20 protein-coding genes are annotated in these 21,214 nt (G+C 63.2%); 15 read left to right on the top strand and 5 right to left on the bottom strand.

Features of this window, described 5'->3' with window-relative positions; all coding sequences use genetic code 11:
- Positions 1-351: 351 nt before the first annotated feature.
- The 4 genes from ABNU97_RS12775 to ABNU97_RS12760 all read left to right on the top strand — a co-directional run bounded on the left by ABNU97_RS12775 (position 352) and on the right by ABNU97_RS12760 (position 4,712).
- Entirely contained in the window at positions 352-2,073 is a 1,722-nt protein-coding gene (locus ABNU97_RS12775; protein ID WP_348767081.1) for an EAL domain-containing protein, read from the top strand.
- Positions 2,074-2,103: 30 nt separating this feature from the next.
- Positions 2,104-3,636: an ATP-binding protein gene (locus ABNU97_RS12770; RefSeq protein ID WP_348767080.1), complete on the top strand. Its 1,533-nt coding sequence runs from the start codon at positions 2,104-2,106 to the stop codon at positions 3,634-3,636.
- Between the two features lie 55 nt (positions 3,637-3,691).
- The gene (locus tag ABNU97_RS12765) at positions 3,692-4,222 is read left to right on the top strand and encodes a dihydrofolate reductase (RefSeq protein ID WP_348767079.1); all 531 of its coding nucleotides are present in this window, start codon (positions 3,692-3,694) and stop codon (positions 4,220-4,222) included.
- A gap of 220 nt (positions 4,223-4,442) precedes the next feature.
- Positions 4,443-4,712, top strand: coding sequence for an acyl-CoA-binding protein (locus tag ABNU97_RS12760; RefSeq protein WP_348767078.1), 270 nt, complete (start codon positions 4,443-4,445; stop codon positions 4,710-4,712).
- Here the strand turns inward: ABNU97_RS12760 and ABNU97_RS12755 are convergent.
- The gene (locus tag ABNU97_RS12755) at positions 4,689-5,243 is read right to left on the bottom strand and encodes a hypothetical protein (RefSeq protein ID WP_348767077.1); all 555 of its coding nucleotides are present in this window, start codon (positions 5,241-5,243) and stop codon (positions 4,689-4,691) included. The genes ABNU97_RS12760 and ABNU97_RS12755 overlap by 24 nt on opposite strands.
- A gap of 233 nt (positions 5,244-5,476) precedes the next feature.
- Between ABNU97_RS12755 and ABNU97_RS12750 the strand changes: the two genes are divergently transcribed.
- The 11 genes from ABNU97_RS12750 (at position 5,477) to ABNU97_RS12700 (ending at position 15,869) form a co-directional block, all read left to right on the top strand.
- Positions 5,477-6,118, top strand: a complete 642-nt coding sequence (locus tag ABNU97_RS12750) for an HAD-IA family hydrolase (RefSeq protein WP_348767076.1) — start codon at positions 5,477-5,479, stop codon at positions 6,116-6,118.
- Positions 6,115-6,975: an NAD-dependent protein deacetylase gene (locus ABNU97_RS12745; protein WP_348767075.1), complete on the top strand. Its 861-nt coding sequence runs from the start codon at positions 6,115-6,117 to the stop codon at positions 6,973-6,975. Before ABNU97_RS12750 ends, ABNU97_RS12745 begins: the two co-directional genes overlap by 4 nt.
- A gap of 218 nt (positions 6,976-7,193) precedes the next feature.
- Positions 7,194-8,126: an ROK family protein gene (locus tag ABNU97_RS12740; RefSeq protein ID WP_348767074.1), complete on the top strand. Its 933-nt coding sequence runs from the start codon at positions 7,194-7,196 to the stop codon at positions 8,124-8,126.
- Positions 8,127-8,228: 102 nt separating this feature from the next.
- Positions 8,229-8,834, top strand: coding sequence for a thermostable hemolysin (locus ABNU97_RS12735; RefSeq protein ID WP_348767073.1), 606 nt, complete (start codon positions 8,229-8,231; stop codon positions 8,832-8,834).
- Positions 8,828-10,318: an AMP-binding protein gene (locus tag ABNU97_RS12730; RefSeq protein WP_348767072.1), complete on the top strand. Its 1,491-nt coding sequence runs from the start codon at positions 8,828-8,830 to the stop codon at positions 10,316-10,318. The genes ABNU97_RS12735 and ABNU97_RS12730 overlap by 7 nt, the downstream gene beginning before the upstream one ends.
- A gap of 3 nt (positions 10,319-10,321) precedes the next feature.
- Complete coding sequence (locus ABNU97_RS12725) at positions 10,322-10,990, top strand: iron-containing redox enzyme family protein (protein WP_348767071.1); 669 nt, start codon at positions 10,322-10,324, stop codon at positions 10,988-10,990.
- On the top strand, positions 10,990-11,817 hold the full coding sequence (locus ABNU97_RS12720) for an SDR family oxidoreductase (protein WP_348767070.1): 828 nt from the start codon (positions 10,990-10,992) through the stop codon (positions 11,815-11,817). The genes ABNU97_RS12725 and ABNU97_RS12720 overlap by 1 nt, the downstream gene beginning before the upstream one ends.
- Positions 11,814-12,473 carry a hypothetical protein gene (locus ABNU97_RS12715; protein WP_348767069.1) on the top strand — a complete coding sequence of 220 codons (660 nt, stop codon included), beginning with the start codon at positions 11,814-11,816 and terminating at the stop codon, positions 12,471-12,473. The genes ABNU97_RS12720 and ABNU97_RS12715 overlap by 4 nt, the downstream gene beginning before the upstream one ends.
- Positions 12,463-13,143: a response regulator gene (locus tag ABNU97_RS12710; RefSeq protein WP_348767068.1), complete on the top strand. Its 681-nt coding sequence runs from the start codon at positions 12,463-12,465 to the stop codon at positions 13,141-13,143. Before ABNU97_RS12715 ends, ABNU97_RS12710 begins: the two co-directional genes overlap by 11 nt.
- Positions 13,140-14,567: an ATP-binding protein gene (locus ABNU97_RS12705; protein ID WP_348767067.1), complete on the top strand. Its 1,428-nt coding sequence runs from the start codon at positions 13,140-13,142 to the stop codon at positions 14,565-14,567. Before ABNU97_RS12710 ends, ABNU97_RS12705 begins: the two co-directional genes overlap by 4 nt.
- Before the next feature lie 75 nt (positions 14,568-14,642).
- Positions 14,643-15,869, top strand: a complete 1,227-nt coding sequence (locus ABNU97_RS12700) for a carboxylate--amine ligase (protein WP_348767066.1) — start codon at positions 14,643-14,645, stop codon at positions 15,867-15,869.
- A 152-nt stretch (positions 15,870-16,021) separates the two neighbouring features.
- On the opposite strand, the gene ABNU97_RS12695 is transcribed toward ABNU97_RS12700, so the two are convergent.
- The 4 genes from ABNU97_RS12695 to ABNU97_RS12680 all read right to left on the bottom strand — a co-directional run.
- On the bottom strand, positions 16,022-18,007 hold the full coding sequence (locus tag ABNU97_RS12695) for a hypothetical protein (RefSeq protein WP_348767065.1): 1,986 nt from the start codon (positions 18,005-18,007) through the stop codon (positions 16,022-16,024).
- A gap of 360 nt (positions 18,008-18,367) precedes the next feature.
- Positions 18,368-19,195, bottom strand: a complete 828-nt coding sequence (locus tag ABNU97_RS12690; protein WP_348767064.1) for a hypothetical protein — start codon at positions 19,193-19,195, stop codon at positions 18,368-18,370.
- Positions 19,196-19,557: 362 nt separating this feature from the next.
- Positions 19,558-20,643 (bottom strand): AAA family ATPase, encoded by a 1,086-nt coding sequence (locus ABNU97_RS12685; RefSeq protein ID WP_348767063.1) that lies wholly within the window; start codon positions 20,641-20,643, stop codon positions 19,558-19,560.
- Positions 20,644-20,709: 66 nt separating this feature from the next.
- Positions 20,710-21,214 (bottom strand): nitrilase-related carbon-nitrogen hydrolase (locus tag ABNU97_RS12680; RefSeq protein WP_348767062.1); only part of this gene is annotated, 505 nt, incomplete at its 5' end.

The following is a 21,214-nucleotide window of genomic DNA, read 5'->3' as shown; positions in this document are numbered from 1 at the left end:
ATTTTCAGGGGCTCGCTTACGTGGAACAACCACGCGACGCTCGCGATGCCTTGTCTTGCCGCGGCTTGGCCGCCGATGCGCCGCCTTATCTTATGACGACACGCCCTAGCGTGTCGTCATATCTCGTGACGACAGGCCCTAGAGAAAAGCCAGCTGCGTTTCATGCATAATCAAGCGCTGACTTGTCGAGCAGCGGACGATTATCCCGCCGCTCACGAGAGCGCCGCAGCGGCTAGATGCCGGGTACCGCGAATGCCCGCAGGGCTATCATATCGTGCTTGAAACGCCGCTTACTTGGAGTTTCGATACGCTAGGGCGCGGCGATATCGGCTAAAAAAGTGACATGACTTGATGTCTCGATCTCGAACCGTACGCGTGCTTCTCATCGACAACGATCCCGAGGATCGTGCGTGGCTGGCGGATCTTCTTCATTCCGGCCCCCGGCATCGCTATGCCGTGACCATGGCATGCAGCTACGAGGAGGGGTTGGCGGCGCTCGGCAGGGGCGGCTTCGATATCTGTCTGCTCGACTATCAGCTCGGTGGCCGTACCGGGCTCGATCTGTTGCGCAGCCCGGCGGCCGCCGCGCTGAATGCGCCCATCGTGGTGCTCACCGGTCACGACGATTACGAGATCGACGTCGCGGTCATGGAAGCCGGCGCCGCGGAGTTTCTGCCCAAGGGCGAGATCAACGCGACCCTGCTCGAGCGTACGATTCGCTATCTGCTCCAGCATTACGAAAACCAGCGCAAATTCAGCTATCTCGCGCGTCACGACGCGGTAACGGGTCTGTTCAATCGGGCCGTGCTGCTCGAACGCCTGCGCTATATGCTGGAACGACCGGCATCGGAGCGCCACCCCTTTGCCGTGATCTATTTCGATCTCGATGGCTTCAAATCGATCAACGACAGCCTCGGCCACGGTATCGGCGATCAGGCGCTCTATACGTCTGCAGGCCGTCTGAAAAGCGTCTGCGACAGTCATCCCCTGCTGGCGCGCATCGGCGGCGACGAATTTGTCGCCGTTATCGACAGTGACGACCGCAGCGAAGTCGAGACACTGGTCGCGGCCGTGCTGCGAACGTTTCGCGAGCCGATCGTCATCGATACGCATCGTATCTTCGTCACGATTTCCATCGGTGTCGCGATGTATCCTCACGATGGCAAGGATGCCGGCACCCTGATCAACAATGCCGATGCCGCCATGTATCTGGCCAAGCAGGGTGGGCGCGATACCGTGCACTGGTTCGATGGCGAAAACGATGCCCGTGCCCGGGCGCGCCCCGGTCTGGACAACGAGTTGCATGCCGCGATCGAGGCAAGCGAACTGCATCTGGTCTATCAACCGCAGTTCGATCTCGGTTCGGGCCGGATCGTGGGTCTGGAAGCGCTCGCACGCTGGAATCATCCGCGGCTGGGGCCGATTTCGCCCGACGAGTTCGTGCCCATGGCGGAATCCCGCGGCTGTATTCGCGCGTTTACCCGTTGGGCATTGACCACGGCCTGTCGTCAGTACCTGAATTGGCGCGATGCCGGGGTGCTGGACAACGACGTCGTGCTGGCGGTCAACGTGTCCTCGCAGCATGCCCGTGACGAGGATTTCCTGCCCATGGTGCGACAAGTCATCGAAACCATGGCCATGCCGGCCGAACTGCTCGAACTCGAATTTACCGAAAACGCGCTCATCCTCGGCCCGGACGATACCAATCCGCTGGTCGAACAACTCAAGCGATTGGGTGTTCAGGTCGTTATAGACGACTTCGGCAAAGGTTATTCCTCCTTGAGCTATCTCACCCGGCTGCCGGTGGATTCACTCAAGATCGACTTGAGCTTTTTGCATGGCGTATCCGACAACAGCCGCGATCGTGCCATGGCGCGGGCGATTATCGCCCTGGGCGCCAGCCTCGGCCTGCGCGTGGTCGCCGAGGGGGTGGAAACCAGCGCCCAGCGGCAGTTCCTCATGGACAACAAGTGCACGTTCGGGCAAGGCTTTTTCTACGCGCCCGGGCTGGCGGTCGCGGACTGTACGCGCCTGCTGCAGCACGCCATGCCGGCGAGCGCTCTCTATCACTAACGACCGTTTTTTCGGCAGGGATGGTGTCGCGTGACGCCGACAGGCAGCGGCGAAACCGATTCGAGTGATCCGTCTGTGGGCGCGGCAGCGCTTACGCTATTGCTCGAACAGATGCCGGATGCGGCGCTATGCCTGCTCGATAGCGCAGGCGTGATCGAACGGTGGCATAGCAGCGCCGAAATGCTGCTCGGCCATATGGCGGCCCAGGTGGAAGGCCAGCGTCTCGAAACCTTATTGCCCGAGGAGCGGCGTTTCGAGGCCGAGTTGCCGCGTGCGTTGTTTGAAGCCAGTGCTCGGGGGCGCGCTCGTTTCGAGGCGGCGTTAATCACCCGAATCGGCCAGCGCCGGCTTTGTACCCTCGATCTGTGCCCGCGTACCGATGGCGATGACGACGTCGTCGGCTTCATCGTGCTGCTGCGCGCAACCGGGCCGCGGGCAGCCACCGATGCGGTCAGCGCGAACGAGAACCTGCTGGCCGCGCATCGGCTCAATCTGACCCGTGCCACCGACGAGCCGGCCTGGATGGGTATCGATCTGGCCGGTCGTATCGCCGGCGTGGGCGAGGGCGCGGCGCGCTGGTTGGACTGTGATGCCGAAGATACCCTCGGTCGCGGTATTGCGCGCTGCGTCGAGCTGCGCGACGGCTCGACCTGGCCCGTGGTGCTGCATCGGGCCGTGCGCTCGACGGCGCCGATCAGTCTGGACGTCACGCCGGTCGGCACCGCGGCGCCGGTACGTACCGCACGCTTGCTGCCCTTGCGTGGCGCGGGCGGTCGATTGAACGGGTTCACCCTGCTTATCGAGGTATTCGATACCCAGCCGGCGCCGGATCCGGATACCATCTCACCGCGGGTACCGTTGGATCGTGCCAGCGACCGGGCCGGCGTACTCGCAGCGGCGCATGACCTGCGCGAACCCCTGCGCAAGATGCAGCACAGCGCACGCCAGCTACAAACCACCGAAGCGCCGCGCATGAGCGAGGACGGCCGCAAGCAGCTCGTGGCACTGCGCTCGGCGGCCGATCGCATGCAGAACATGATCGGCGGCATGCTGCGCCTGGCGCGTATCGACACGGCGCCGGTGGCAACCGAATACCTGGATTTGAATGCGTTGATCGACGATGTGCGCGCCGATCTGGCGCTGCTCATCGAGGAGCACGGCGCCGAGTTCGATATCGAAAGGCTGGGCACGATACGAGGCGAAGGCGCGCAGCTGCGGGCACTATTCCAGAACCTCATCGACAACAGCATTCGCTATCGCCGAGCGGATGTGGCGCCCGTAATCCGTATCCGCGTCGATGCCGACCGGGCCACTGACGATACGACGATCATCCACTACGAAGACAACGCCCGCGGCATCGAGTCCCAGGCGCTGGTCTTCCAGCCGTTTCGACGCGATGCCGACAGCGGCGATAATGGCACCGGTATCGGCCTGTCGTTGTGCCGTCGTATCTGTCGCCGGCACGGCGGCGATCTGCACATCGAGCATACCGATGCCACCGGCACCCGGTTTATCCTGCAGCTCAGGAGCCTGCCCGAAGCCGAGGGTGCTGACCCGGAGTGAGCCCTGGCCGAGTCGCGGCCACGCACCATTTGTTTCGAATTCCACCGAGCACGAGATGTCCACCGCACACGTTGTATCGCCCGCCGACGTTCGCCTGAGCCTGATCGCAGCCATGGATCAGGCCGGTGTGATCGGCGCCGACGGCGGCATGCCCTGGCATATTCCAGACGACCTGCGCTGGTTCAAGCAGCAAACGTTGAACAAGCCCATTCTGATGGGCCGGCGTACCTACGAATCCATCGGTCGCGCGTTGCCCAAGCGTCGCAACCTCGTGCTCACGCGGGATGCCGGTTTTCATGCCCGGGGCGTCGAGCGGGTGGGCGATGTCGAACAGGCCATCGATATCGCCGCCGCCGATGGTGAAGTCGAGCTGATGGTGATCGGCGGGGCCCAGGTCTACGGGCTCACCATCGCGCGGGCCAGCACCCTGCAACTTACGCGGATCGAGGCCCGCTATGACGGCGACACCTGGTTCCCGGCCATCGACTGGGACAGCTGGCAGCTTGTGTACGAACAGCGCGTAGAGGCCAGCGCCGGTACGCCGGCCCATCGCTTCATGACCTGGCAGCGTCGCGAGCAAGTCTAGCCGGCCCGTGCGCGTTCGCGCGCATGTGCTTCAACGATCCCGTGATCCCGTGGTGGTCTAGGGTCTGTCGTAAGCCGCATGGAAGCGCCCCGTTTGATGTACGGCCTTGCCCGCTGCTCGTGTAGCATTGGATAACCGCACGCGTCGGGTCTTGCACGGGCAGGATCGCAGGCGTGAGCGCGGTGTAACCGCCTATAGTGCCGGCCTTAAGGAGATAAGCATGGCAGAAGACCTCAAGTCGCGTTTCGAGCAGGCCCAGAAAGATGTGGAGACGCTGTCGTCGCGGCCCAAGAACGATGATCTGCTCGCGCTTTATGCGCATTACAAGCAGGCCACGGTCGGCGATGTCGAGGGCAAACGCCCGGGCATGACCGATTTCAAGGGCCGCGCCAAATACGACGCCTGGGCCAAACTCAAGGGCATGGATACCGATACCGCCATGCAGGCCTATATCGATAAGGTCAATTCACTGCTCGACGCCGACAGCTGAGGCCGGTTTCAGCTTCAGCCAATCGCCTACGGCGGCCCGCGTCTCGGCCAGCGACATATAGCGGCCGAGCCGGGCCTCCTGCCGACGGGTACAGGTGAAGGCACGGATATCGGCTTGGTCGCGGCTCGCCAGCGCGAGCTCGGTGACGTAGTTCCAGTCCTGGCGTTCGCCCAGCGCCAGCTGGACCGGCGCGCTGGCCGCAACGTGTATCTCGCGCGACGCGGTACGGTCAATGAACTGCTCGCTTGCAGTCACCTCGAAGACACCGGCCTTGATCGGCTGCGCTCGGGGCATCGGGCCGTGGACCTTGAGTTCGCAATAGCCGCGCCAGGTGTCGATGCCGCCAAAACGCAGCGCCTGACCCTCCTGAAAATAAACGCTCCAGCGTCGTGGCGGCACCTGCAGATCGCGGGTGAGTTCAAGCCGACTGCCGACCGCAAGCGCGTCGCCCGCCGTAGACGGGCGCAGGCTGCAGCCACCGAGCAGGGCGGCTGCGATCAGCACGGTTGTGACAACGTGGTATGTGGACATCAGCCGAGCTTGTACCCGAACGTATGGAAAAGGTAGCAAAACAGCTGACTGGGTGAGATGTTTTGCGCGCCAGCGAAAAACCAAACGCCGGCCGCTGTCGGACGTTCGTTGTGCAATGGCTTCTCGGCCTTTGGACGCTTCGCCTACGCGCACCATCAACCCGAACAATCCGTTCTTAGTGCGGTTTGAAAATGACGCATCGACGTCATGACGATTTGCGTAAACTCAGCGCAATGAGATATCGGATTGACTGGCTGGTGTTCGACCTGGGCGGCGTCGTGGTCGACGTTCAGCCTGCCGAGATCACCCTCGAAAAACTGTCGCGCCTTAGCGAAACCCCCATGCCGCAGCTCGCAGAGCCGCTCAGGGAGCGCTTCACCGAGCGGCCGTATTCGATCGCCGAGCGCTTCCAGACCGGCGAACTGGACGAGGCCGGTTTTCATGCCGCGCTCAACGACAGCCTGAACCGAGGCCTCGACGCGGGCACGCTCACTGGCGAACTGGAAACAATGCTGCAGGGCGAAAGCGCCGCGATGGTCGCCTTCATGCAGCAGCTGTCGCGCCACCATAGGCTTGCCTGCTACAGCAACACCAATGCCGTGCACTGGCGCTACATGCAGCAGCATTTTCGTTTTTTCGATGTGCTCGAACACGCCTTTGCCTCGCAGGAAATCGGCTATGCCAAGCCCGATCCGCGGGGCTTTGCCCATGTCGCGGCCGCGCTCGGCGCGCCGGCTGCGGCCTGCCTGCTCATCGACGACCGCCAGATCAACGTCGATGGCGCGCAGGCGGCCGGCTGGCAAGCGCTACGTTTCGAAGGTATTGATCATCTGCGTGAAGACCTCGCAACGCTCGGCGTGGACGCCAGCACATGAACATGCCTAAGGAACTGCGCGCCGCGACCGAACAGGCGCCGCGCGCCGGTCACGTGGACGCGCTGCGTGCGTTTCTGGGTGCCAACCGCCGACTGTTCGTATTAACGGGTGCGGGTATCAGCACGCATTCGGGTATTCCCGACTATCGCGATCGCGACGGCGGCTGGAAAGGGGCGACGCCTATTCAGCACGCGGCGTTCGTCGGTCAGATCTCCAAGCGGCGGCGCTACTGGGCACGCAGCATGGCCGGCTGGCCCGCGGTAGCGCGCGCGCAGCCGAATGCGGCCCATCATGCGATTTACCGCCTCGGGGCGGCCGGCCATATCGGCACGCTGCTGACCCAGAACGTCGATGGCCTGCATCGGGCGGCGGGCAATCGCGGGGTGATCGATCTGCATGGACGTCTCGACCGCGTGGTCTGCCTGGCCTGCGATACGCGCCTGTCGCGCAATCGCGTGCAGGAAATGCTGATCGAAGCCAATGCCGGCTGGCTGCACGACAGCGACGCCATTCGTCCGGACGGCGATATCGAACTGGGCGACGTCGACTACGATCGTTTTGTCGTGCCCGACTGCCCGGTCTGTGGCGGCATCCTCAAGCCGGACGTGGTGTTCTTCGGCGGCGCGGTGCCAAAAAAGACGGTCGCACGGGCCTGGGCCGGGCTCGCCCGTGCCGAAGCCGTACTGGTTGTGGGCTCGTCGTTGATGGTGTGGTCGGGCTTTCGCTTCGTGCGCGAGGCCGCGGTACGCGGCCTGCCGATCATGTCGATCAATCAAGGGCGTACGCGCGCGGATGATCTGATCACGCACAAGCTCGACGACGATTGTGCCGCGTTACTGGCGGCGGCTATCGATTGAAGACGCGTCGAGGATGCCCTGCGGTGGCGTTATCGCTGCGTCTCGGGCAGGGCATCCACCTGGCCGAAGGGCACGGCCCCCACGACGAGTCGTGTCACGATAATATAGCCGACCAATCTGAGCTGCTGGCGAATCATGAGTCTATCTCCGAATACGCGTGTCGTTTCACCCGGCCTCGTGAGAACGAGTCTGCGCTCGCTTGTTGACGCGAGCGTGACATGAGCGAGAATCAGGACAACACGCGTCTGCGGCTGGGCATCGACCTGGGCGGCACCAAGATCGCCGGCATCGTGCTCGATGGTGAGGATCAGGTGCGTGCCGAACGCCGGGTCGATACGCCGGAAAGCGGCTATAACGCCACGCTGGAAGCGATTATCGATCTGGTCGTGGCGCTGGAAGGTGAGGTGGGCACACGCGGGCTGCGGCTGGGCGTGGGCACGCCGGGCAGCGTGCTGCCGGCGACCGGGCGTCTGCGAAACGCCAACTCCCAGTGCCTGAACGGGCGTACGCTCGGCGCCGATCTCGAGCGCGCACTCGCACGCGAAGTGCGCCTGGCCAACGATGCCGACTGTCTCGCGCTTTCGGAAGCGCGCGACGGCGCGGCGGCCGGGCATCGCAACGTATTCGGCGTGATTCTGGGCACCGGCGTCGGGGGTGGTGTGGTCATCGATGGTGGACTGATCACCGGGCGTAACGGGCTCGCCGGCGAATGGGGGCATACCTGCCTGCCGTGGCCGACCGCGGCCGAAGTGCGGCAACCGCCGCGCTGCTGGTGCGGCCTGGACAGCTGCCTGGAGGCCTGGATCTCGGGGCCCGGAATGACCGCCGATCATGTTCGGCGTGGCGGTTACAACATACCGGCCCAGGCGATCGTCGAACGTGCCGAAGCCGGCGAGCGCTTGGCCGGGGCGACGCTCAAGTCCTGGCTGCAACGGGTGGCCCGGTCGATGGCGATGATCGTGAATATTCTCGACCCCGACGTGATCGTGGTCGGCGGCGGGCTATCGCAGATCCGCTGGCTGTATAGCGAAGTGCCGAAGATATGGGCACAGCATGCGTTCGCCGAGCATATCGATACGCCGCTGGTCGCGGCCGCCCACGGCGATGCATCGGGCGTGCGCGGGGCGGCCCGTCTCTGGCCGCTTGATTGAGAGGCGATTATCCGTTTTTCAATACTCGAATGACGACATAAGAAAACCTTAAGCTTTCCTGCCTAGTCTCGCTGGCACTCATCACTATCCGTGGAGTGCGCGATGACAGTCAGACCGAGAGCGGTGCAGGACCCGTGGCTGCGCTATTACCAGCCACAGACCTGCGGGCGCGACGTTATAGAGCGCTTCGCCGCCGGCCAATACGCGTTGCACTATTCGGCCCAGGTCGCCGAGTTCTACCCGCATCAGCTCGCTTTATTCGACGTTCAGGGGCTGCGCGGCTGTCTGGGCTTTCGCCCGGCCAGCGAAGGGCCGCTGTTTCTCGAACAATATCTGCAGACGCCGATCGAGCGCTCGATCGGCGCGCGCCTGGGCTCATCGCTGACCCGCTCGGATATCGTCGAGGTCGGTGGCCTGGCGGCCGACTGGCCGGGTGCCGGGCGGCGGCTCATCGTCATGGCAATCGCCTGGCTGCACGGTGCCGGCTATAACGTCGCCGCGTTCACGGCGACGCGCGGGCTGGCCAACAGCTTTGTTCGTCTGGGTTTGAGCCCGCTCGATCTGGGCAGTGCCGATCCGCACAGGCTGGCCCCGTCCGGTACCGATTGGGGTGAGTACTACGCCTACCGTCCACATGTCTATGCGGGTCTGATCGACGTAAGCGCCCAACAGACGCTGCCCCCGGCTCGCCAGGCCTGCGCATGCTGAGTGTGGAAGCCATGCTGGGAACCGGCTGTACGGTGATCGCCCCCGGTCGTTCGTTCGTGCGCGATGGATTACTGGCCGAGATCCAGGCCTGGCGCGCGCTTCTCGATGGCCAGGGCGCGCGCGTGGTCGGGCTGCTGGCCGACAACTCGCCGGAGTGGATTGCTGCTGACCTGGGTATACGCGCGGCCGGCGCCGTATGCGTGGCGCTACCGTCGTTCTTTGCCGATGCCCAGCTCGAACATGTCATCGCCAGCGCCGGTATCGACCATGTGCTCACTGATACGCCGCGCCGGCTTCTCGCTCTCGATAGCGGGCTGCAACCCGTGGCGGCGCACGGCGGCGTCGATCTGCTGGCACGGCACGTCGACGCGGACCCCGTGCTGCATCCCGATACCGTGCAGGTGACGTTCACGTCCGGCAGTACCGGTCGCCCGAAAGGTGTCTGTCTGGCTGCAGCAAGCGCCACGCGGCTGGCCGAAGCGCTTGCGGGTACGCTGGCGCCGCTGGGTATTCAGCGCCATCTGAGCGTACTGCCCTATGCGACCCTGCTGGAAAATGTTGCCGGGACCTATGCCGCGCTGGGTATCGGCGCGGCGGTCTGCGCGCCGCCGCTATCCGATGTCGGTTTCGCTTCCGACGGCGCCTTCAGCCCGCAGCGTTTTCTTGCCTGTCTGCATTACTGGGCGCCCGACAGCGTCATTCTGCTGCCCGAACTGCTCAAGGCATTGGTCGTCATGGGCGAAAGCGGCGCACCCATGCCGCAAAGCCTGCGCTTCATCGCCGTGGGTGGCGGCAAGGTCGGTGCAGCGCTGATCAAGCGCGCGCAGGCACTCGGGCTACCGGTTCATGAAGGGTACGGGCTGTCCGAATGCGGCTCGGTCGTGAGCCTGAACCGTCCGGGCGAAATACGTCCGGGCAGTGTTGGCCGGCCGCTGCCGCATGTGCGGGTGCGCATTGCCGACGACGGCGAAATCCATGTCGCGGACAACGCCATGCTCGGGTATCTCGGCGAACCGCGTGCGGGCGCCGAAATCGCGACCGGTGACCTCGGCGAATTCGACGAAGACGGCTTCGTGTACGTACGCGGGCGCAAGAAAAACCAGTTCACCACCAGTTTCGGGCGCAACGTCAATCCCGAATGGCCGGAGGCACTGCTCGCCCAAGCAAGCGCACTACGCCAGGTTGCGGTCTTCGGTGAGGCCATGCCGATGAATATCGCTGTCGTGGTGCCGGCAATGACAGGCGATATGCGCCACGACGCCATCGCCCGGGCCATCGACGCGGCCAACGCCGCGCTGCCCCGCTATGCATGCATCAGTGGCTGGCTTGTCGCCGACGCGGCCTTCTCTGCGGTCAACGGCATGGCCACGCCAAACGGGCGATTGCGGCGTGATGCGATCTGGCAGCACTACGAAGCGCGCATTCGTCACAAGGCGGAAGCGATCGCACTGTCCCAATTCAACTCGCTATCAACAGAGGTCTGACCCATGAATTTCTACGATCAACTACAAGCTGACACGCAGGTCGAACGTGACTATCTGCGCTCCGCGCCGATCATCGGCGCCGTTTTCGAAGGTCGTGTTTCGCGCGAAAGCTATATCGCGTTTCTGACCCAGGCCTACCACCACGTCAAGCACACCGTGCCGCTGCTCATGGCCTGTGGTTCACGCCTGCCGTCCCGCCTGGAATGGCTGCGCGAGGCGCTGGGCGAATATATTGAAGAGGAGATGGGCCACCAGGAATGGATTCTGGGTGACATCGAGCGCATGGGCGGCGATGCCGAGGCCGTGCGCCATGGCACGCCCGCACTGCCGACCGAGCTGATGGTCAGCTATGCCTATCACGTGATCGACCGCGGCAACCCGGTCGGCTTCTTCGGCATGGTCAACGTGCTCGAGGGCACAAGCATCGAACTGGCGACGCCCGCCGCCGAGATCATTCGCAAGCAACTGGGCCTGCCCGAGAAGGCGCTGACGTATCTCAACACGCACGGCTCGCTCGATCAGGACCATATCAAGTTCTTCGAAAAGCTCATGAACCAGCTCGAAGACGATGACGACAAGGCGGCCGTGACCCATACCGCCCGTGTGATCTTCCGGCTCTATGGCGACATGTTCCGCACCCTGCCGGTGCCCGCCGATACGCAGGCGGCCTGATGAACATCGACAAGACACGCGTGCTGCTCACCGGCGCCACCGGTGGCATTGGCCAGGCGATCGCCGAACGGCTCGCTGCCGAGGGTGCGGCGCTTTTGCTGACCGGGCGCCGGGCCAGCGAACTGGAGCGTCTGGCCCGGGTGTTGCGCGAACGCGGCGCGACGATCGCCATCGTACCCGCAGACCTGACCGTCGCCGCCGATCGGGCCGAACTGTGCGCCGTGGCCGCGCAGTGGCAGGGCGGGGTCAATGTGGTCATTCACAACGCCGGGCTCAACGTCAGCGGTCTGTTCGATACGCTGGCCGATGCCGAGATCGACGATATCGTGGCGGCCAATATCAGCGCGCCCATGCAACTCACCCGTGCCTTGTTGCCGGACCTGCGCGCACAGCCGAACGCGCTGATGCTGTTCATGGGCTCGGGTTTCGGTGCCCTGGGGTATCCGGGGTTCGCCGCCTACAGCGCGACCAAGTTCGCCCTGCGCGGTTTTGCCGAAGCGCTGCGCCGCGAATATGCCGATACGACGGTCAAAGTGGCGTTGTTATCTCCCCGAGCAGTGGATACCGCACTCAACGACGACCGGGTACGTTCGCTGCAGACGGCCATGCGTATGAAGGTGGATCCGCCGACGCGCATCGCCGATGCCGTGGTCGCCATGATCCGGCGCCCGTGCGCTGAGCGCAGTATCGGCTGGCCCGAGCGTTTCTTCCTGCGCGTCAACCGGTTGGCGCCGAGCATGGTGGACGGATCGTTGCGCAAGCACCTGCCCACCATCCGTTCGCGATTGACGCCTGCTACTGCTGACCCGATTCGAGGTGATTCATGAATAGACCCCTGTTGTTATTGCTGGTGGGCCTGTGCTTTCCCTTCGCCGCGTTGGCCGCAGACACCACCGGGCTCGACAGCCGCTTGCTCGAGCTGCAGCGCGCCTGGGCGCATGTGAACTACGAAGTCCAGGGCGACGATGCCCAGGCCAACGCGTTCGAAGCGCTGGAAAAACGTGCCGCTGCATTGGTTGCCGACTATCCCGACCGTGCCGAACCACTGATCTGGGATGGCATCATTCTTTCCAGCCAGGCGGGCGCCCAGGGCGGGCTTGGCGCCCTGGGGCTGGTCAAGAAGGCGCGCAAGGATTACGAGCGAGCAATCGATATCGACTCGGGTGCCCTCGAGGGCTCAGCGCATACCAGCCTGGGTGTGCTTTACTACAAGGTGCCGGGCTGGCCGCTCGGTTTCGGCAGCAACGATAAGGCCGAAACGCAGCTGCAACAGGCCCTGTCGATCAACCCGGACGGTATCGACCCCAACTATTTCTATGCCCAGTACCTGGTCGACGAAAAAGAAGACTATCGCGGCGCGCTTCATTATCTCGACAAGGCCGCGGCTGCGACCGCTCGACCGCAGCGGCCGTTGGCTGACAAGGGGCGACGAGACGAGATTCGCGCGCTGCGTGAGCAAGCGGAGGCCCATATTGGCGACTGATCCGGTACCTGCTGTACTGGTCATCGAGGACGACGAGTCGCTACGTGCCGGTCTGGACAGCGGTATGCGCCAGGCCGGCTATCGTATCGTCTCCGTCGCGGATGCCGCAGGTGCGCTCGAAGCGCTGGCGGCACACGAGTTCGCCGTGATCGTGCTCGATCTTGGCCTGCCGGATATCGATGGTGTGACTCTGCTCAAGCGTATTCGCCGTGATGGCTATACGGTGCCCGTTGTCATTCTTAGCGCTCGTGACGCGCTCGAGGAGCGGGTACGCGGCCTCGATGCCGGTGCCGACGATTACGTGCTCAAGCCATTTGCGCTTCAGGAACTGCTGGCGCGGGCACGGGCCGCGATTCGTCGTGGCGTCGGCCAGGCCAGCCACCGCTTGAGCCATGGCACGATCGAACTCGATACCGCCGCCTGGGAAGCCCGTGTCGACGATGTGCCGATCGTACTGAGCCGGCGCCAGTTCGTACTGCTGGCCGAGCTGTTGCGAAACGCCGGCCGGGTGCTGACATCGGATCATTTAGAGGCGGCGGTCTACGGCTGGAATACCGATATCGAAAGCAACGCCATTCAGGTGCATATCCATGCGTTGCGTCGCAAGCTGCCCGAGGGCTTGATACGGACCGTACGCGGCGTGGGTTATATGGTGCCCGAAGCCTCGTGAGCTTGTTGCCCGGCTCGATTCGCGGGCGTTTGCTGCTCGGGTTGATCGTGGTGCTCGTGGGCATGAACATCGCCCTGTTGTCGTCCAGCTATACCGCAGCCCGTCACGAGATCAACGAAATCTTCGATGCCCAGCTGGCCGAGTCGGCGCGCGTGCTGGAAGGCCTGCTCGCGGCGGGTACGCCCGAGTCGGCGTCGGTATTGCGGGAGTCGCTCGAGCGCCACGGCTGGCAGGGCATGGGCGGCTACGATGAGGAAGACGAAGACGAAGATGAAGAGGGCGACGAGGTCAGGGCCGACGGGCACGAATACGAGCGAAAACTCGCGTTTCAGCTGCTCGATTCGGCGGGGCATATTCAGGCCAGAACGCTCAGCGCACCGACATCGCCGTTTACCCAAAATGCAATGGGCTACGACACGGTACGGCTGGATGGTTATTCGTGGCGTGTGTTCGTTCTGCCCCTGGCGCAATCCGATGACACGCTGCAGGTCGGCCAACGCCAGGATATCCGTGGCGAACTCGAAGGACGGATTGCCTGGAAGACGGTACAGAAGAGCCTGTACGGACTGCCGCTTCTGGCCTTGCTGGTATGGCTCGTGGTCGGCGTCGGGCTGCGCCCGCTGTCGCGCCTCACGGACGCGATCAGCGCGCGTGACGACAAGGCATTCGGGCCCGTCGCGATTCGCGGCGTCACGCGCGATCTGCGGCCGATCGTGACCGCGCTCGATTCGCTGTTTGCCCGGCTGCAGCAGGCCTGGTCGCGCGAACGGCGTTTTCTCGACGAAGCTGCCCATGAGCTTCGCACGCCATTGGCTGCGATCCAGCTACACGCCGAGTCGCTGTATTCGGAAACCGATCCCCAGGCAAGAAAGCAGACGCTCGACAGATTGCTGCAGGCGAGCAATCGAGGGTCTCATCTGGCTTCGCAGCTGCTGACACTCGCACGGATCGAGTCGAATGAAATCGCCGTTGCGCTCAAGCCCACGGCGCTGGCGCCGTTGCTGCGCGAAGAGGCGGCGCTGATGGCGCCACTGGCCGAACAGGCCGGCAAATCCCTGGCTCTGGAGGCCGGCCCGGGTCTGGTCGCGGTGCGTGCGGAGCCCGGTCTGCTCGCGCTTCTGGTTCGAAACCTCATCGATAACGCCATGCGCCATTCGCCGGAGGGCGGCCAGGTACATATTCAGGCGGTCATGGACAATGGGCGTCCGACCCTGTTGATAGACGACGAAGGCGCCGGCATTCCGGTTCACCTGAGAGAGCGGGCCATGGCACGTTTCGGCCGACTGAGCGCCCATCGTGAGGGCAGCGGTCTGGGGCTGGCGATATGCGCCCGTATTGCAGAACAGCACGGTACACAACTGGAGCTTCTGGACCGACAGCCGGCGCCCGGACTACGCGTGCGTATTCGCCTGGTCGCAGCATGATAGACGCCGAGCCCGCCTCCCGGGAGTGGGCCACTATGTTAGAGTCAATGGGTATTTTTCCTATTAGGAGTGGTTATGGCCGAGAAGAATCCCGAAAAGGGTTATGTCGCCCTGCTGGGTTGGTCCCTGGGTGCGGTCGAAGCGGCGGATCGTTTCGATCGGCGCTACGTGGTCGTCGCTCCGGATTGGGCAGAGGATTACTGCAAGCAGCACGATATTCCCTACATCCCGTGGAATTTCGAGCGCCTGAACGAGCGTTCGCTGGAAATCGCCGAAAAGCTCAAGGAAGAAGGCGTAGACGTGGCTATCCCGCTGTTCGAGGAAACAGTGGAATGGGCCGGCGCGATCAACTCGGTGCTCATGGACAACCCGCGTCTGCATGGTCAGGCGGTGCTGTTCCGTGACAAGGCGCTCATGAAGCGTCGTGCGCAGCTGGGCGGTATCCGCGTGGGTATCTTCGAGGAAGCGCATGAAAAAGACGACGTCTATCGTTTCTTCAAGCGCGTGAACCAGACCCTGCTCAAGCTCGACGGCGACCCGGAAGATCCGATCCATCTCAAGGCCTTCGACAAGGCCGGCTGTCTGGGTCATCGCATGATCAAGTCGGCCGAGGAAATCGACTCGATCCCCGACAGCGAATACCCGCTGCTCATGGAAAGCCATCTCGACGGCTGGGAATTCGCGGTCGAGGCCTGGATCTGGGACGGCAAGATCCAGTTCCTGAATATTTCGGAATACGTGACGCTGGGTTATTCGGTATTCGTACCGGCCACGCCGGAACTGGAAAGCTGGCGTACGGCGATCACCGAACAGATCGAGAAGCTCATCAAGACCTTCGATATCAAGTTCGGTCAGATCCATCCGGAATACTTCGTGACCTCCGACGGCACCATGTACTTCGGCGAAGTGGCCTATCGTCCGCCGGGCTTCAAGGCTTTCGAGCTGATCGAGCGGGCCTACGGCTTCAACGCCTACCAGGCCACCATCCTGGTCATGGATCCGAAGACCAAGCAGGAAGAAATCGACGCGTTCTTCCCGGAGCCGGTCAAGGATGCCAAGGGCTATGCGGGCTGCTTCGGCGTGTATCCGCGCAAGCGCGTGGTCAGCAAGCTCGAGATTCCGAAGGAAACCGAAGAGCATCCGTTCTTCGATTTCCACGAGCTCACGGCGCCGCTGCAGGATACGGTCACCAAGCGTACCGCCTTCGGTACCCACTGGGGTCTGGTGTTCTTCTTCGGCGACAATCCGCACCAGCTGCGTGATCTGCTCAAGCACCAGGAAGATCTGGACTTCTATGTCTAGTCGCGCCTAGGTCGTTGCGACGCGCGCGTCGCCAACGATAAAAAGGCCGCATCGGGTTTTCCGATGCGGCCTTTTTTTGCTTGAATCGAGGTTGCCGCAAGAGCGTCCGGTCGGGTGGGGGCCACCACAACCCGCGATTCCTGTGGCGGTGTTCAGTCGTCCCAGGCGCGATCCGAGGCCCAGCCTTCGGCGACCAGGGTGCGGATACGTGCGATTGCCTCGTCGGGTACGGCACTGGCATCGCCGATTTCCCGATTCTTGTAATGGTAGACGTAGAGCCGCGAGGCGAACTGCTCGAAGGGCAGGGATGATTCGCCTTCGAGCTCGCCGTGGCTATGGGTCGAGGTCACGATATCCTGGCCCCAGTTCTGACCCTTGTCGCGGTTCGGGTTGAAGAAATACACGCGCCATTCACCGGCCGGGTCGTAGGCGACCCGCTGGATCGACAGCGCATGCCAGCCGACCAGCTCGGCGTTGAAATTGGTGGTGGCGATGCCGCAGGGCTGGGCATAGACCAGATCCCGACCGCCGTTGTAGAGCGGATGGTAGGAGGCATAGAAATCGCGAATGAACGCATCGAAACCGCGGACGTTGCCATTTGCGGTATCGAGCAGTTCCCCGAAGCCGCGATGCACCCACCAGCCGTGCAGCTCGGGGTTCACCCAGCGGTGGCCGTCGCCGGCGCGGCCGATGGTGAGCCGGCTCATTTCCATATAGATACGGTCGAGATGCGGTGTCAGCAGCAGGGATACCGGGTCGAGCTCGGTATGCAGGCTGGTCGCTAGGCCGAACGACAGCTCGCTGGAACGAATGGTCTTGCCCTCGAACTGCATGAGCAGTTCGTTCTCCCGTGCGCCAAAGGCAATCAGCTCCAACAGATAACCCACGTCGTTCTGTGCCCAAAGGCTGATGGCCCGGGCTGCCTGGCAGGTCGGGTTATGCCCCTGATCGACGCCGCGTGGCTGGCCCAGCACAGACAAGGTACCGGCCAGTAGCAGCACGTTGGCATCGGGCGGATCCTGCCATTCGCTGGCCGCGCGCAGGTTTTCGGCCACGCTCGGATGGATGGCCAGCACCATGAGTCGACGCAGGCCCGGCAGCACCGGGCGAATAAAGGTCATGCCCTGTTCGAGCAGCTTCGACAGTCCATAGATCGAGCGCGCGGTCTCGCGCCAGATCGCGAATCGGATGATGTCGGATATGAGCGTCTGATGGGCGCCGAGGCTGACCTTGCCGACCGCGTTCAGCGCCAGCGCCGGGCCGACCAGTTCGGGTGCGTTATCGACCAGATGACGCAGCAGATCCGCGTGCTGGGCCGATACCAGGCCGGTGCGCGCCATGGCCTGGCCAAAGTTGTGGGCTTCTTCGGCCAGTGCATTGATATCCAGTTCCGCGAGCGCTGCGGCATAGTCTTCTCGGCTGCCGATCCGCGACAGCGGTGTCGGCCCGTTGAGCGCGTGCATCCATTCGCGTGCCCGTGCGACCGAGGGGTCGTCGTTCGCAAGCTCGGTGGTCGCGCGATCGGCAGCACGCAGCAGGGCTTCGACGCGCTGAACCATGATCGGGCGCTGTAAAAGCACCCGTTCAGCCTCGTGGACGAGAGCATCCAGGATCGCTGCCGCACCCAGCCGGTCGAGGATGAATTCGAACAGGTTCTGCACCCGTTCGGCCGCTGCCGGATCGGCTTCGCGCGTTTCTTCGGTCGCCACCGGGAACAGCAGGTCGAGGTTGCTCGCCATGATCTGCTGAAGAAAGCGACGTGCCTCATCGCCGGTCATGCCGGGCGATTCGATCGCATGCTCGGCGATGGCCAGCATGCGCAGCTCGCTCAGGCATTCCAGCGTGGCGTTCACGCCGCCGGCCCGTAACGTGGTGCTCACCAGCGCCGGCTGCAGGGCTTCGGGCTGTTCCCAATCGCCGTTGGCAAACACCCCCGCCGCATCGAAGCGCGGCGCGAAACCATAGAGATGTGCCACACCTTCGGGCGTGCGCAGCAGCTTCTGGGCGCGTGCCAGCAACTGCTGCTGCTGCATCGCCTTGCCAAAAGAACGGGCCGCTTCAAGGCGTTCCAGAACCTGTTCGAAATCCGTGGCTAGGCGGGCCGGATCGCTCAGGCCGCCCACTGTGACTTGGGCCATCGTTTGCCCTCCAGTGAACTCGATGGCGCGTTGACCATCATTTCGGGGCATCCGCTCGAACCGTTCTCGTGCACGTCTGGCGAGTCGGAACGCGCCTCGGCGACGGTCGAACGTGGTCAACCGATGGTATGCCCGCTTAAAAATCGAAGAGTGGACGTTAACACAGCGCAGCATGCGCACAGCGCGTGCCCAGCGCTGGTATAGCGATGTATCGGCGAAATCGCGGGCGGCTGAATACGCGGTTGGGCGTCGGTGCTGCGTGCGGGTACGGGGCCGGTGGTGGGCTGTTGGCGACCGCGTATCGGCGTTTTGACGTTGCGGGCAGCCGGCCGTAACGGCCGGCTGCCGCGCGGATCAGGCTTAGAACGCCATGCCGATGCTGACCGTGCCGGTCAGGAAATCGTCTTCCGGGTTGCCCGGAATCACGTCTTCGTCGGTGTGGTAATAGGTCGTGTTGACCGCGAGCGACCAGTCGCCGTAGCCGGCCGGGATGAAGCCCAGGCCCAGGCTCGCCGTGGCGCCGATCGAGGCATAGCCGAAACCGCTGTCGCCACCCTGGAAGTCGTCGGTCATGAAGCCGACGCTCACCGGAATGGACAGGCTGACCGGGGTGGTGGGACTGTCTACAACATCGAACGCCGGTTCGATGGCGCCAACGAAGACAGCACCATCGTCCTGGCCTTCCTGCCCGTTCACACGGATATGGGTCAGAAAGCTCGGGTTGAGCGCGAAGTCGCCGCCCCACAAGGCGCTGTCGTCATAACCGACGCTCAGATCCAGCACACGCTCGGTGTCGCCGCCGTAGTACCACTGCTGGTAGATCGCGCCCAGGGTTACAGCACCTGTGGTATAGGTCAGACCGCCGTAGACGTCGATTTCCTGAATGTTGCCGCCGATGGTGTCTTCGTCGGCGTTGTTGTTGATATCGCTCCATGCGCCGAAGGTCAGCGCAAACCCGTTCGGCAGATCGGCGCCGAGGTCGATATAGGCGAATTTGGTGGACTGCGACCCGTAAAAGTCATGCCCGCCGCCCCAGACGTCACCGCCGTAGGAAACGAAGTGCGAGGCAAAGTCCAGGCCGACCGAGCCATAGATCTTGTCTGCCGTACCAGAGGGCTCGCTCGACTCGTACTGGACTTGCGAGGGTGAATCGCTGTTGGGCGCACTGCGGGTCGATTCGTCGGCCATTTGTGCGAATGCGAGCGGGCTTGCTCCGCAGATTAACGATGCCACAAGGCAGGGCATCGTGGTCATGACTTTATTTTTCATATCTCTCCCTACAGGGTTTATGGATCAAGTATCCGAAAACGGGTTTCCCCGTGGATTAAAAAGCACGAGATGCGCCATATATTTTTAATATAGCGATGCGCGAAAGCGCTGATATAAGTCAAATGACGCATCGAAACCTTGCCGAGCGGTGAGACACGACATAAATAGCCGTCAGGAAATCGCGAGAGCGCAATTGAAGGCCGGAGGAGCAGGGCGGCCGGGCGCCCGATGCTTCGTGCCGTGGCGCAGGTTCCGTGGCCGGCGCACGACGGTGGCTGAACTCAGTCGTTCGAGAAATGCAGTCGCCCTTGTGCGTCCACATGGGCATGCATGACCTGGACGTCGTCAGGGTCGCGTTTACGCAGGTCTGCGTCGGCGATTGCTTCGGCCAATGGCAGTTCGACATTGCGGCGGAACGCACGGCCCATGGCGCGGGCGCCGTAGCGGCGATCGAAGCCTTCCGTGTGCAACAGCGCGCGCGCCGAGTGATCCAATTCGGCTCGACGACCGATTCGAGCCAACCGGCTGTTCAACTTCTGCAGTTCGATATCGATGAGGCCATCCAGCATGTCCTGTTCGATCCAGTTGAACAGGCTGACGGTATCGATACGATTGACGAACTCAGGGTCGAAGCGTGCGTGCAGGGCGTTGTCGACGATCTCGTGCAGACCGCGACGCTGGCGCTGTTCGGAGGTCGGCCATAATCGCTGCCAGCCTCTGTTCAGACGTGCCAGGTAGCGCTCGATCTCGCGCGCGCCGAGATTGCTGGTCATGAAGATCATGGCATTGCGAAAGTCGATGGTCTTGGCGCCGGAGGTCAAGGTGAGCTGGCCGTTGTCGAAGACGTTGAGCAGGGCGCGCGAGACTTCGGCACCGGCTTTTTCGATCTCGTCGAACAATACGATGCCCGGTGCGCCGAAGCTGCCGGCAATGCGGTCGGGATCGAGCAGGGTGGTGCCTTCCTTGCTGCCGACATAGCCCGGCGGCGCGCCGGTGAGCGCGGCCGCATAATGTTCCTGGGCGAGGGTGTTCATGTCGATACGACACAGGGCATCGCGCCGCCCGTGAATCGCCTCGGCAAGCACACGCACGAGTTCGGTCTTGCCCACGCCGGTTGGGCCGAGCAACAGGCCGACATGCAGTGGTCGCTGGGGATCGCCGATATCGGCCTTGATGATCTTGAGGGCGCCTTCGACTGTATCCAGCGCCTGCGGCTGGCCGACGATGCGCTCGCGTAGCAGGCCCATGACGACGGCGGGCTCGAAATGAAAACGCGATGTGCGGTTGGGCGATGCGGTCTGTGCATCGCTTGCGGTGGGCGCCGGGGCTTGGTTGCGCTCGGCGAGCATGTCATTGATGAACGGCATGACGCCTCTCGTGTTTCGGCCAACGTACCGAGGTGTTCACCCCGGCACGTCGCCGTTGCCGGTGGCTCAGGCGCCAGCTTCTTTTTCGGCCTGCGGGTGTGAGAGTTTGCCGACCGGGCAGTCTGCCGTGGTTGCCGTGCTGCGTGTCATCGCCTCGACGTCTTCCTGGGCTTTTTTCGCATCCATCACCCAGGTGCGATAGAACTCGAACGGGCAGTCCGCGACGCCCTTGTCGCCTTCGCCGGAGTCATTGGTGCCGCTGTAGCCGCGATGCAGCAGCTTGAACAGATGATTCTGCGATTGGTCGTTGGCGCGGGCATCGCGAATCGCCGATACCGAAAGCTGGGCATACTGAATGCCGTTTTCCTCGGTGCCGCATTCGCCGAGGGTGCGGCCGTCGAAACCGATCACCGAGGAATGGCCGAAATAGGAATAGACACCGTCGAAGCCGGCGGCGTTGGCCACGGCCACATAGCAATTGTTGGCCCAGGCCATGCACTTGGACATCATCACCTGTTGTTCCTTGGCCGGGTACATATAGCCCTGGCAGCGCACGATCAGCTCGGCGCCT

It is taken from the genome of uncultured Salinisphaera sp., assembly GCF_964012375.1.
Lineage (GTDB): Bacteria > Pseudomonadota > Gammaproteobacteria > Nevskiales > Salinisphaeraceae > Salinisphaera.
Note: the sequence above shows the minus strand (reverse complement) of the source record. Positions and strands in the feature narration are given on the sequence as shown.

Excerpts from the sequence above, each read along its gene's own strand:
- ABNU97_RS12775 (WP_348767081.1), top strand. The coding sequence starts at position 352 with ATGTCTCGATCTCGAACCGTACGCGTGCTTCTCATCGACAACGATCCC.
- ABNU97_RS12765 (WP_348767079.1), top strand. The coding sequence starts at position 3,692 with ATGTCCACCGCACACGTTGTATCGCCCGCCGACGTTCGCCTGAGCCTG.
- ABNU97_RS12760 (WP_348767078.1), top strand. The coding sequence starts at position 4,443 with ATGGCAGAAGACCTCAAGTCGCGTTTCGAGCAGGCCCAGAAAGATGTG.
- ABNU97_RS12755 (WP_348767077.1), bottom strand. The coding sequence starts at position 5,243 with ATGTCCACATACCACGTTGTCACAACCGTGCTGATCGCAGCCGCCCTG.
- ABNU97_RS12750 (WP_348767076.1), top strand. The coding sequence starts at position 5,477 with ATGAGATATCGGATTGACTGGCTGGTGTTCGACCTGGGCGGCGTCGTG.
- ABNU97_RS12745 (WP_348767075.1), top strand. The coding sequence starts at position 6,115 with ATGAACATGCCTAAGGAACTGCGCGCCGCGACCGAACAGGCGCCGCGC.
- ABNU97_RS12740 (WP_348767074.1), top strand. The coding sequence starts at position 7,194 with ATGAGCGAGAATCAGGACAACACGCGTCTGCGGCTGGGCATCGACCTG.
- ABNU97_RS12735 (WP_348767073.1), top strand. The coding sequence starts at position 8,229 with ATGACAGTCAGACCGAGAGCGGTGCAGGACCCGTGGCTGCGCTATTAC.
- ABNU97_RS12730 (WP_348767072.1), top strand. The coding sequence starts at position 8,828 with ATGCTGAGTGTGGAAGCCATGCTGGGAACCGGCTGTACGGTGATCGCC.
- ABNU97_RS12725 (WP_348767071.1), top strand. The coding sequence starts at position 10,322 with ATGAATTTCTACGATCAACTACAAGCTGACACGCAGGTCGAACGTGAC.
- ABNU97_RS12720 (WP_348767070.1), top strand. The coding sequence starts at position 10,990 with ATGAACATCGACAAGACACGCGTGCTGCTCACCGGCGCCACCGGTGGC.
- ABNU97_RS12715 (WP_348767069.1), top strand. The coding sequence starts at position 11,814 with ATGAATAGACCCCTGTTGTTATTGCTGGTGGGCCTGTGCTTTCCCTTC.
- ABNU97_RS12700 (WP_348767066.1), top strand. The coding sequence starts at position 14,643 with ATGGCCGAGAAGAATCCCGAAAAGGGTTATGTCGCCCTGCTGGGTTGG.
- ABNU97_RS12695 (WP_348767065.1), bottom strand. The coding sequence starts at position 18,007 with ATGGCCCAAGTCACAGTGGGCGGCCTGAGCGATCCGGCCCGCCTAGCC.
- ABNU97_RS12690 (WP_348767064.1), bottom strand. The coding sequence starts at position 19,195 with ATGGCCGACGAATCGACCCGCAGTGCGCCCAACAGCGATTCACCCTCG.
- ABNU97_RS12685 (WP_348767063.1), bottom strand. The coding sequence starts at position 20,643 with ATGCCGTTCATCAATGACATGCTCGCCGAGCGCAACCAAGCCCCGGCG.